Here is a 12,480-nt window from a genome sequence, read left to right on the forward strand (position 1 = left end):
ATTGAATGTGTTAGAAAAGAAGGATAGAAGAGAAAATGTAAGGATGAGATAGAAAATTTTCGGAATATATAGCATCGTAATTAATTTTTTAATATAATCATATTCAGAATATTAATATTATTCTGTTAAAATTGATGTTAATATTCTACAAAGTTTGGGGGAATTCACAAGAAGAAGGGATGGATGTTTGATGATGCAAGCACCGTTAGTATTAACAAACTTTTTTAAGCGTGCAGAAAGTTATTTTGCTAGAAAGACCATCGTGTCACGTACAAGCCCGCATACAATTCACCGTTTAACATATGGGGAATGGGCAAAAAGAACACGTCGGTTAGCAGATGCGCTTACAAAGCTGGGGATGGAAAAGGGCAAGAAGATTGGTTCCTTCGCTTGGAATCAGCATCGCCACTTAGAGGCGTATTTTGCTGTGCCATGTGCTGGTGCTATATTGCACATGGTCAATATTCGGTTATCGGAAGAACATTTAATTTATATTATTAACCATGCGGAAGATGAGATTTTAATGATCGATGAAGATCTTGTCCCTATCATTGAAAATATTGCATCTGAGTTAAAGACAGTAAAACACTATATTATTATGACAGATGAAGATACTCTACCAGAGACAACATTACCGAATGCTTTGTCTTATGAGGAATTATTAGCATCTGCGGATGAAAACTTCGAATTTCCCGATGATTTAGAAGAAGAAGCACCAGCAGGTATGTGTTATACAAGTGCAACGACGGGAAATCCAAAAGGGGTTGTTTACTCCCATCGAGGCTTAGTATTACACAGTATGATGCTTAGTATGTCCGATTCCATGGGGATTGCTGAGCGTGATGTTGTGATGCCAATTGTGCCGATGTTCCATGCAAATGCTTGGGGATTACCGTTTGCCAGTGTCAATGTTGGTGCAACACAAGTACTGCCAGGTCCACAATTTACTTCTGATTTAATTTTAGATTTAGTGGAGCAAGAAAAGGTGACGTTGACGGCGGGTGTTCCGACAATTTGGATTGGCGCATTACAGGAACAGGAGAAGCGTGAACGAGATATTAGTTCACTACGAGCAATTTGCTGTGGTGGCTCAGCTTCACCAACACGATTAATACGTACTTTTGAAGAGAAATATGGTATTCCATATATCGTTGTCTATGGGATGACAGAGACAACACCAATCGTTGCATTATCGAATTATATGTCATGGATGGATGAATGGCCGATTGAAAAACGTATTGAAGCACGTGCTATGCAAGGTATGACGATGGCTGGTATTGAGTCAAGTATTGTCAATGATCATGGTGAAGTACCATGGGATGGTGAGACGATGGGGGAATTACGTCTACGTGGTCCGTGGATTTCACATGAATATTATCGTGATGAGCGTACGAAAGACGCTTATCGGGATGGTTGGTTATTTACAGGGGATATTGCGGTCCGTACAGCAGATGGTTTTATTAAAATTACCGACCGTACAAAAGATTTGATTAAATCTGGCGGTGAATGGATTTCTTCTGTAGATTTAGAAAATGCATTAATGACACATGATGCCATTTTTGAAGCAGCGGTAATTGCAATCCCACATGCCAAATGGCAGGAGCGTCCGCTAGCGTGTGTCGTTTTAAAGGAAGGAAAGTCAGCGACGAGTGAAGAATTACTAGCCTTTTTAGAAAGCCAATTTGCAAAATGGTGGGTGCCAGAGGATATTGTCTTTTTAGATGAAATTCCAAAAACGTCTGTCGGGAAATTCTTAAAAGCTAAATTACGAGACAATGTGGCTGAAATTTATCCGAAATTAAGTACGCTTGTATAACATGATAAAAGGCATCGAGAATTGATTTCTCGATGCCTTCAGTATGAAACAACTATTGGGATTTCCCTATGTGTAGCTACGACTTCAATTTAATTTGGTGATGGTGCGCCTGCGCCACTAACAACCTTTAGCTCGTGCTGTTCTTGCTGGGATTTTATTTATTTAACATATGGAATACTTGTTCAACGTCCTTATCGCCACGACCTGAAATATTAATAATAATACTCTCTTCAGATGATAAAGTGGGAGCTAATTTTAATGCATGTGCAACAGCATGGGAGCTTTCTAGTGCAGGAATGATACCTTCAACTTTAGATAGCACTTGGAATGCTTCAAGTACCTCTTCGTTAGTAACTGTTACATATTCACCGCGACCAATTGTTTTTAAATAGCTGTGCTCAGGACCTGCGCCAGGGTAGTCAAGACCAGCTGCAATTGAATACGTTGGTAGTGGATTACCTTGAGCATCTTGCAATAGTAAGCATTTGAATCCATGTAATTCACCTGGTGTACCTTCGTTTAATGTCGCTGCTTTATCGGGCTCAATGCCGATTAAACGAACGCCCTCATCCGCGATATATTCTGCAAATGCACCGATTGCATTGCTGCCTCCACCTACGCAAGCAAGTACTGCTGCTGGGAGCTTACCTTCTTTTTCTAAAATTTGTTCACGACTTTCTCGGCTAATAACCGATTGAAAATGCTTCACCATTGAAGGGAATGGGTGTGGTCCCACTGCAGAACCTAACAAATAGAAAGTTGTTTCATAGTTTTCTACTAAATCAGCGAATGCTTCATCCACAGCATCTTTTAAACGACCTTGCCCTTTATCGACCGCAACGACTTTAGCACCGAGTAGCTCCATACGGAAGACATTTAATGCTTGACGCTTTGTATCCTCGAGACCCATGTAAACTGTGCAATCCATGCCAAACATTGCACAAGCAGTTGCTGTGGCAACACCGTGTTGACCTGCACCTGTTTCTGCTATTACACGATTAGCACCCATGCGTTTTGCAAGTAATATTTGACCTAGTACATTATTAATTTTATGAGAACCAGTATGATTTAGATCTTCACGCTTTAAATAAATTTTAGCGCCACCTAGTTGTTTTGTTAAGTTTTTAGCAAAGTATAGTGGCGATTTACGGCCTATATATTCACGGAAATAATAATCTAATTCATTATTAAATTCTGCATCATCCTTATATTTCTGGAAATTCTCATCTAATATATTTAAAACATTTTGAAGCTCTTCAGGAACAAAGCTACCTCCAAATTCACCAAAATATCCTTTTTGCTCGACTGTTGTACTCATCTGCTCTCGACTCCTCTAATCTAATTTTCCATAAAAAAAAGCCACTTCAATCCCTCTATAAAAAGGACGAGTAACCGTGGTGCCACCTTTATTCGCAAAATTGCGCACTTTTGTACTCCTGTAACGGGGAGTTAGTTCGGCCTCCTATTACTGAGGCTGCTCCAAAGTCCATTCACAAGTATATACTACTGATTTGCACCAGCCATCAGCTCTCTAAAAGTATAAGCTCTCGCTACTATTCTTCTTCTTAGCATTTATTATTGAAAAATTTTAAAGTATTTTCAAAATAGTGTCAAGAGAAAGAAAATGGGTTTCGCATGTAGGGACAAAAAAAGACGAATCTATAAAGACCCGTCTGTTAAATCAAGTTTTTGAAGTTTAAGCGCTTATTGAGCATATACATAATCGGCGCACCAATAGCCATTACAACAAATTCACCTGCTGCGCATGTAAGCCATGTCCAGAAGAATGGCAATTCAAGTGCTAAGTTCAGTTCGAAAGCGATAATAAACATCGTGCACGTAAATAAAAATGTATTAATGATTAATCGTGCCCACGTATTTTTAACGAATTTACAAATAAGAATCAATAGGCCGAGCGTAATCATTGTCTGACCAACGCCGAAAACTAAATCGTAAGCACCGAGTGGTGAAAATAGGTTAGAAATAAAGACACCCATAATAATCCCAACAGCAAAGCGAGGATTAAAGGCAACTAAATGATTAAAAATTTCTGAAACACGGAATTGCACCTCTGTAAACCCGAATGGTGCGACTAACAATGTAACAGCAATATAGAGCGCGGCAATAATACCACTTGCTGCTAAAAACTTTACTTTCATATTCATTTCTCCTTAGTTTTTTTTCGTGGGATGGTTACGAACCACGTAGAGCAAATGCAATCATATCAGTGTTGGTGCGGGTTTGTAAATAGGTATGTGTAAAATAAGTGTAGCCTGAATATTCGTAGTATTGCATCTATTGGGGTAGGTATAAAAAACCAATTTTTAAGTGTAAGGGACTGGGCTACCGACAGAAAAAATGTCGGTGTTGTGTTAGATAAAATTAAATTAACTCGAGTATATGGTTTGCTATAGCACCAACTTTATATGACTTTAGAAATAAGGTGATTTGGAAAAGGAAAAAGGGGTGCAAAGCATGATTCTTTTATACAACGGATGGGAATTTTTATCATTCAACAATGTCAACTCATACAGGAGCTGTAAGGGTCACTACGGTTTTCAGTGCTACGTATTCAGTTGCCTCAACTAGTAATTATTATGCATCGTTAACAATCTTAAGGACAAAACGGGAGTGTTATGTTATTAGATAGGATAAAGTAAAATGATCTTATCCGTAACTGGAGGGATGTCGTTTGAAGAAAATTGCATCTTTGCTTATCGGGGTTTTAATCTGTGTCGTTGGCTGCGATAATACATTTAGTATTTATCAAGGACGAGATTTAAAAATCGGGGTAATTGGAGCGATTCCAGAAGTAAGGGAAGAAAATATAGATTTTCAAGTTATTACTTTTGAGGAGTTAAAATATAATACAGAATCCCTATCTAAAGAGCTAGATGCCATTATGATTATGAAGGAATTTTTACATGAAGCAGATGATGACCAATATGTAGCTGCTTATAGGGCGTTAACAATTCCTACATTTTTTATGCAATCCACTAAAGTACACGTTCCATTTGTCAATGAAGGTGTTCAGTATGATGATATTATCGAAGTTGCCCCTGCTAATTTCTCTACAGGCTTTCTCGATTTAGGAACAGATGAGAAAATTAATGAACATACATGGAGATATACTTTGGGAAAGAAACAAAATATTCAAGATGTGTACTCGCAAATTTTTGCTACTATTGAATCTGTAAGTTCCTTATAAATAGTATTTTAAACAGAAAAAGTATTCCAATTTATTTTTAAGACCAGGTTTTATAAACCTGGTCTTTTTATGCACGTATAGACTTTTGGATTAGGGAAGCAACCTTTAACTTTCGAAAAATTGACATACAATTTTTTATTATATTACAAAAGAATTATAACGCTAGAAATGCAGCAGTTTAGCGGTTTAAAGCGCCAAATTGTACGAAAAAGTAAAATATTTTGTCAAATATAAAAGTCAGAACATTCATAATGTTGTTGACGAATATCAATAATAACGATAATATAGCGATACATTCACACTTTGCTAGAGTGAAGTGTGATAGATAATAGAGATATTAGTCGGGGGGATTAATTGTGAAGCGCAATATGACAAAGCTTTCGTTCCTATTATTTGGATTAGTATTACTGCTTGCTGCTTGTGGTAGCGGAGGTTCTAGCTCATCTGATTCAAAAGGCGACGAAAAAAATAATGCAAGTGAAAGCGGTAGTGTAGATCAAAAAACATATAAAATCGGGATTACACAAATTGTTGAGCATCCATCTTTAAATGCTGCAACGGAAGGCTTTAAAAAAGCGATTGAAGATTCTGGCTTACAAGTGGAATATAATCAACAAATTGCACAAGGTGATAATAGTCTGAATACGACAATTGCCAATAACCTAGTAAGTGATGGCGTAGATTTGATTTTTGCTAACTCTACACCTTCTGCACAAGCAGCAGCGACTGCAACTAGTGAAACACCAATTATCTTTACTTCAGTAACAGATGCAGTTGGTGCACAATTAATTGAATCAATGGAGAAACCAGGGAAAAATGTAACAGGTACGATTGATTTACATCCTGAAACGATTTCTAAAACAGTAGCATTCTTAAAAGAACTTGGTGCTAAAAATGTAGGTATGGTCTACAACGCTGGTGAGCAAAATTCAGTAGCACAAGTAACAGAAGTGAAAAAGGTAATGGCTGAGCAAGGTCTTGCAGTAAAAGAGGCTTCAGCTGCAACTTCAGCAGATGTTAAACAAGCTGCTGAATCATTAATTGGTAAAGTAGATGCTTTCTATATTATTACAGATAATACAGTAGTCTCTGCATTAGAGTCTGTCATTGATGTTGCGAATGCAAATAAATTACCACTTATTGTAGGAGAGCTTGATTCTGTGGAACGTGGTGGCTTAGCGGCATTCGGCTTTGAATACTATGATATCGGTTATGAGGCTGGTCAAATGGCTGTGAAAATTTTAAAAGGTGAGGCAACGGCTGCTGATACGCCAGCTCAATATCCTCAAAATTTAAAATTAGTAGTGAATAAAAAAGTAGCTGACGAATTAGGGATCGAAATTAAAGATTCTTGGGGCGCAGAGCTTTTAGAGAAATAATGCATATGTGAAGTCAATTTTAAGCTGAAGCGGGGGAGAATTATCCCCGCTTTATCTTCATTTTAACTTGCTTCAGTAAGTGTTTGCCGCTTCGCTAGAGAGAATGATGCTAAAGTAATGGCGGTTGCCATATGTTTTGAGAGGTGTTTTTCGAGCAAGCTTAAAAACACGGACGAAATTGGGATGAGGCGTAATGATACGATAATTTTTTAGGAGATGATTCAAAGATGTTTACAGCAATATTTGGCTCTGTGGAGCAAGGAATCATCTATGCAATTATGGCACTCGGTGTGTACTTAACATTCCGTGTGTTAGATTTTCCGGATTTAACGGTTGATGGAAGCTTTGTAACAGGGGCGGCAACAGCAGCGACAATGATTCTGCTTGGCTACCACCCAATCTTAGCGACTTTAGTGGCAATTGTTGCTGGATTTATTGCAGGATGTATGACAGGAATTCTTCACACAAAAGGGAAAATCAATCCGCTTTTATCAGGGATTTTAATGATGATTGCCTTGTATTCTATTAACCTACGTATCATGGGGTTAACTGCAGAAAATACGATAGGTCGTCCGAATATTCCATTGTTAAACTCTGAAACGTTGTTTTCAAAGTTTCAAACATTTTGGAGTAATTTAGGTATCGATGCTGCATTAAATAACGTATTAGAAAGCATCGGCATTCAGCAAGTACCGAAGACTTGGGGTACGTTGATTGTAGTTTTACTCATCACGATTTTAATTAAATTTATTGCGGATTGGTTCTTAAAAACAGAAGTCGGGCTAGCTATTCGAGCAACAGGTGATAATAAACGTATGATTCGTAGCTTCTCTGCGAATACAGATACGCTTATTATTCTTGGGCTAGGTCTTTCAAATGCACTTGTCGCATTTTCTGGAGCTTTAATCGCACAATATTCGAAGTTCTCCGATGTAAGTATGGGGATTGGTATGATTGTAATCGGCCTTGCCTCTGTTATTATTGGTGAAGCAATCTTTGGCACAAAAACAATTATGCGAACTACTTTAGCTGTAATCGCAGGTGCTATTATTTACCGTATCATTTTAGCGTTAGCATTACGTGTAGATTTCCTAGATTCAGGAGATATGAAGCTAATTACGGCTATTATCGTTATTTTGGCGCTTGTTGTACCTCAATTTGTTGATAAAAATAAAGAACGAAAACGTAAAGCAAAGCGAGCGGCGGAGCGTACACAAGCAAAACCAGTAGAGCAAGGGGGAAAAGGCCTTGCTTAAATTGGACGGCATTAATAAAATTTTTAATGAAGGTACACCTGATGAAAAAATCGCACTTGCGGAAATAAATCTACATTTAACGCCAGGTGATTTCGTTACAATTATCGGTAGTAATGGTGCTGGTAAATCAACGATGATGAATATGATTTCAGGCGCGTTAACGCCAGATTTCGGTTCGGTATTAATCGATGGCAATAACGTAACGGGGTTGCCAGAATATAAACGCTCGCATTACATTGGTCGTGTGTTTCAGGACCCTATGGCGGGGACAGCGCCGACAATGACAATTGAAGAAAATTTAGCACTAGCGTATTCTAGAAATAAGAGTCGGGGCTTACGTATCGGCGTTGATAAAAAGCGTCGACAAGTTTTTAAGGAATCATTAGAGATGCTTGGCTTAAACTTGGAAAATCGCCTGTCGGCAAAGGTTGGTCTCCTATCGGGTGGAGAGCGTCAGGCATTATCACTTTTAATGGCTACGTTTACTAAGCCATCAATTTTATTGCTAGATGAACATACAGCTGCACTCGATCCGTCTCGTGCGGAGCTTATTACGCGCATTACGAAGCATTTAGTTGAAAAAGATAACCTTACAACGCTGATGGTCACACACAATATGCAACAAGCATTGGATTTAGGAAATCGCCTCATTATGATGGATAAAGGTCAAATCATTTTGGAAGTTGGTGAGGATCGTAAACACGAACTAACAATTCCTGATTTAATGGCTGAATTTGAACGCATTCGTGGCGAGAAAATGAATTCAGACCGTGCGTTGCTAGGATAAAAATGAAATGCCCATACATTAGTATGGGCGTTTTTATCGTCCAAGTGGGAATTCAGAATTGTTTTGGTGACTGGCACTATAAATTCAATAAGGAATGATTTAATGAAAAAAGTTTATATAATCCTCTTACTTGCAGTTGCTACGGTGCTTGTCTTTGTTTTATACAATAAAGAAGATAAGCAAAATCAAGCTATTTATGTTGCGACAGATGGAAATGATCAATATGATGGTACAAAATCAAAGCCATATCGTACCTTAAAAAAAGCGGCTTCAGAAGCAAATGCTGGTACTACCGTTTTTATACGAAAAGGAAACTATCATGAAAAGCTTGTCGTAAAACATAGTGGCACAAAGTCAAAACCCATTACATTTAAAGCTTACAATAAGGAGAAAGTTGTTCTTAGTGGAGAAGACATGAAGGATGTTGAAGGGGATACAGCTATAGTAGCGATAAATAATAAAAATTATGTGACTATCAGTGATCTAACTATTCAGGATTTATTTACTGATTTAGCAGATGAAACAGTAATAGGGCTATATGTTACAGGCTCTAGTAGCCATATTACACTGAAAAATAATCATGTGCAGCGCATTGAAACAAATGCAGCTGATGGGAATGGGCATGGGATTGCTATATACGGAACAGGCACAATGAAAGATATAAATATTTCTCATAATACGTTGGAAGATTTGAAACTTGGAGCTAGTGAATCACTTGTTCTAAATGGAAATATTGACGGTTTTCAAGTAGATAATAATATAGTCCGTCGGAGTGATAATATCGGGATTGATTTGATTGGTTATGAAGGCATTTCAAAAGATAAAACATTAGACTTTGTGCGGAATGGCGTCGTCAAAAATAATATAGTTACTGAAATCTCCTCTTACGGCAATCCCGCATATGGGAAAGATTATTCTGCAGGCGGAATTTATGTTGATGGTGGAAAAAATATAACTATTAAGAAGAATACTGTTTATAAAAATGATATTGGAATAGAAGCTACCTCCGAACATGCTGAAAAATACGCTGATAACATTACAATAAAGAATAATAATATTTATGAAAACTTTTATACTGGGATATCGATAGGTGGTTATGATGAACATCGAGGAGGAACGAGGAATTCTACTATTTCTCAAAATATTCTTTATCGAAATGACACGAAGGGGTTAGGTGGGGGACAACTATTATTACAATATGAAACAAAAAACAATGTAATAGAAAGAAATATTTTAACTGCTGGACCATCGCGGATTTTTATCTCCAACTATTTTACAACTAATCAAAAAAACAAACTAATAAAGAATGTATTTCATAAAGAAAAAGGCGAGAAGGGTATTTGGGTATGGAAAGAACAAGAATATACTTCCTTTTCTAAATTCCAAAAAGCCTCAAAAAGTGATAACAAATCGAGTTATATAGACCCGAAATATCTTAATGCAAACGAATATGATTTTAGGCTAGAAGAGGATTCGCCTGCAAAAAAAATTGTAGACTAATTTTGTATTCTTGAGCTCGATTCCTTCAGAATAGGAGTGTGCTTGTCTGGAGATTTCAGAATTGTTTGAGTGCCAGGCACTGTAATAAGCCGCAACCGTCGCTGTCGCGCCGTCTGTTGCGGCTTACTTTTTATGCTGTTCCCGCAGGAGTCTACGTAAATTTTTTACTAATTATTAATTTAATTTTCAGAATTGTTTGGGTGTCAGGCACTAAAACTTATACGAGTAAGCCAAATAATTGGATATCGTTATTTACTTCTTTGTAGTTGAATCCAAACTCTTTCATGCGTCTTAGTAATCCGTCATAGTCATCGCGATTACCGAGTTCGATGCCGACTAAGGCTGGGCCACTTTCCTTGTTGTTTTTCTTTGTATATTCAAATGTAGTAATATCATCATTTGGCCCTACAACACTTGTAAGGAATTGGCGAAGTGCACCTGCACGTTGAGGGAAACTTACGATAAAGTAGTATAGTAATCCTTCATGAATTAAAGATTTCTCTTTTATTTCTTGCATACGGCCAATGTCATTATTACCACCGCTAATAATCACGACGACAGATTTTCCTTTAATTTCTTCTTTATAGCTATCAAGAGCAGCGACCGATAACGCGCCAGCTGGTTCAGCGATAATAGCGTGTTTATTGTACAAATCTAATATTGTTGTACATACTTTTCCTTCAGGAACGAGTACGATATCGTCTAAGTAACGACGACAAACATCATATGTGTGGTGACCAACGCATTTTACGGCCGCACCATCTACGAATTTGTCAATCCAATCAAGAGCCACTGCACCGCCTTCTGCAAACGCGGCTTTCATACTACCTGCGCCTGCTGGCTCTACACCGATAATTTTACTGTTGGGGGAGAGGTTTTTCACATAAGCTGAAACACCTGACATTAATCCGCCACCACCGATACTACCGAATACATAGTCGATTGGTTCTTCCATGTCGTTCATTATTTCAACAGCGACCGTTCCTTGTCCAGCGATGACGTCAAAATCATCGAAAGGATGGATAAAGATTTTACCTTGTTCCTCGCAGTAGACCATTGCACTTTCAGCAGCATCATCAAACGTATCTCCTGCTAAAATAATTTCAACACAATCACGGCCAAACATTCGAACTTGGTCAATCTTTTGTTTAGGGGTAGTTTGAGGCATGAAAATGCTAGCTTGAATCTTTAGTTGTGCACAGGCATACGCAACACCTTGTGCATGATTTCCTGCGCTTGCACAAACTACACCTGCTTCACGAGCTTCTTCCTCAATTTTTTTAATTTTATAGTAAGCACCACGTAGTTTAAAAGAGCGAACATGTTGTAAATCTTCGCGTTTGAAATAAATATGGGCTCCGTATTTCTCCGATAAATAATCGTTTTTCTGCAGTGGTGTATGTACCACTACATCCTTTAAAAAGTGATGTGCAATTAAGATATTTTCTACTTGCACCGTTTTAGTATCAGCTACTTCCATAGTATTCATCCTCCGTTTTACGTATAAAACATTCATCTATGATAGCATATTTTTCTCGACTTTTGGTATAAATTTTTAGTAAATTCTAAATTTTCGGTGTCCATTTTTATCATAGCGTTTTAATGGGGCAGCATAATCTGTAATGTTCGAGAAAAAACGTCCTATTTTCGAGTTTAGTAGTAATTGAATTATTTTATTTTTTTAAATCGCCAAGTCGGTGACATCTCATAACGATGATTGGTGAGCATATACTAGATTAGTTTAGGACAAGTAGGGAGGAAGCAATTGGACATTATTCATGGGATACTATCTACATATATGCAATTTTTCGATTGGGACATGTGGAAACAAGTATTGGCAGATCCAGTATCATGGGGATTAATTTCATCGCTCGTTGTAATTGAAGGATTACTTTCAGCGGATAATGCCCTTGTACTCGCGGTACTTGTCAAACATTTACCAGATAAGCAACGTAAACGGGCATTAATGTATGGTATGCTTGGCGCTTATTTTTTCCGTTTTTTATTTATTGGAATTGGTGTGTATCTCGTAGAATTTTGGTTTATTAAAGTGTTAGGGGCTTTGTATTTAGGGTGGATTAGTATCGCTCATTTTTTACAACTAGGACAAGAGGATAGTGTCAAAGAAGTAAAAAAGTCTGGCTTAATGGTACGCATTTTTGGCGTATTTTGGGCAACGGTTATTGCAGTTGAGTTAATGGATATTGCTTTTTCGATTGATTCAATATTTGCTGCATTTGCGATATCTGATCAAGTTTGGGTACTATTAGTTGGCGGAATGTTAGGCATTTTAATGATGCGAACAATAGCAGGTTTATTTTTAATTATTATTGAAAAAATACCAGAGTTAGAAGCAACAGCTTTTATTATTATTGGCATTATTGCAATCAAGATGTTAGTGACTGTGTTTGGTATACATGTACCACATTATATATTTTTTGTAATCTTAGTGATTGCGTTTGTTTTAACGATGATTATTCATGTAATCAATAAATTAAAAGTAGCGAAATAAAAGCGGTTGTGACCTTTTTAGG

Annotated in this window: 10 protein-coding genes, 1 riboswitch and 1 other annotated feature; of the genes, 7 read left to right on the plus strand and 3 right to left on the minus strand. The window is 37.4% G+C overall.

Translation table 11 applies throughout. From position 1 onward, the window contains the following. Positions 1-190: 190 nt before the first annotated feature. A complete protein-coding gene (locus tag FH508_RS02300) occupies positions 191-1,816 on the plus strand; it encodes a long-chain fatty acid--CoA ligase (protein ID WP_173478675.1) in 1,626 nt (541 codons plus the stop codon). Positions 1,817-1,970: 154 nt separating this feature from the next. Here the strand turns inward: FH508_RS02300 and trpB are convergent, their stop codons facing one another. Together trpB and FH508_RS02310 are read right to left on the minus strand one after the other, a co-directional pair. Next, the gene (gene trpB / locus FH508_RS02305; protein ID WP_173478674.1) at positions 1,971-3,134 is read right to left on the minus strand and encodes a tryptophan synthase subunit beta; all 1,164 of its coding nucleotides are present in this window, start codon (positions 3,132-3,134) and stop codon (positions 1,971-1,973) included. Positions 3,135-3,193: 59 nt separating this feature from the next. After that, positions 3,194-3,392: a binding site (T-box leader), on the minus strand. Between the two features lie 100 nt (positions 3,393-3,492). After that, a complete protein-coding gene (locus FH508_RS02310; protein WP_173478673.1) occupies positions 3,493-3,975 on the minus strand; it encodes a QueT transporter family protein in 483 nt (160 codons plus the stop codon). A gap of 6 nt (positions 3,976-3,981) precedes the next feature. Beyond that, positions 3,982-4,026, minus strand: a riboswitch (PreQ1 riboswitch). A gap of 482 nt (positions 4,027-4,508) precedes the next feature. Here FH508_RS02310 and FH508_RS02315 point away from each other — a divergent pair. From FH508_RS02315 to FH508_RS02335, 5 genes are all read left to right on the plus strand, one after another. Continuing rightward, positions 4,509-5,024, plus strand: a complete 516-nt coding sequence (locus tag FH508_RS02315) for a hypothetical protein (RefSeq protein ID WP_173478672.1) — start codon at positions 4,509-4,511, stop codon at positions 5,022-5,024. A 356-nt stretch (positions 5,025-5,380) separates the two neighbouring features. After that, positions 5,381-6,403: an ABC transporter substrate-binding protein gene (locus FH508_RS02320; protein ID WP_173478671.1), complete on the plus strand. Its 1,023-nt coding sequence runs from the start codon at positions 5,381-5,383 to the stop codon at positions 6,401-6,403. A 227-nt stretch (positions 6,404-6,630) separates the two neighbouring features. Then, positions 6,631-7,659, plus strand: coding sequence for an ABC transporter permease (locus FH508_RS02325; RefSeq protein ID WP_173478670.1), 1,029 nt, complete (start codon positions 6,631-6,633; stop codon positions 7,657-7,659). Continuing rightward, the gene (locus FH508_RS02330) at positions 7,652-8,446 is read left to right on the plus strand and encodes an ABC transporter ATP-binding protein (RefSeq protein WP_173478669.1); all 795 of its coding nucleotides are present in this window, start codon (positions 7,652-7,654) and stop codon (positions 8,444-8,446) included. The genes FH508_RS02325 and FH508_RS02330 overlap by 8 nt, the downstream gene beginning before the upstream one ends. Positions 8,447-8,548: 102 nt before the next feature. After that, a complete protein-coding gene (locus FH508_RS02335; RefSeq protein WP_173478668.1) occupies positions 8,549-9,946 on the plus strand; it encodes a right-handed parallel beta-helix repeat-containing protein in 1,398 nt (465 codons plus the stop codon). A gap of 217 nt (positions 9,947-10,163) precedes the next feature. On the opposite strand, the gene ilvA is transcribed toward FH508_RS02335, so the two are convergent. Further along, the gene (ilvA, locus tag FH508_RS02340; protein ID WP_173478667.1) at positions 10,164-11,426 is read right to left on the minus strand and encodes a threonine ammonia-lyase IlvA; all 1,263 of its coding nucleotides are present in this window, start codon (positions 11,424-11,426) and stop codon (positions 10,164-10,166) included. A 285-nt stretch (positions 11,427-11,711) separates the two neighbouring features. Between ilvA and FH508_RS02345 the strand changes: the two genes are divergently transcribed. Next, positions 11,712-12,458, plus strand: coding sequence for a TerC family protein (locus tag FH508_RS02345; protein ID WP_173478666.1), 747 nt, complete (start codon positions 11,712-11,714; stop codon positions 12,456-12,458). Positions 12,459-12,480: the final 22 nt, after the last annotated feature.

Origin of the sequence: Lysinibacillus sp. CD3-6 (assembly GCF_006351725.2) — a bacterium.
In the GTDB taxonomy this organism is placed as follows: domain Bacteria; phylum Bacillota; class Bacilli; order Bacillales_A; family Planococcaceae; genus Lysinibacillus.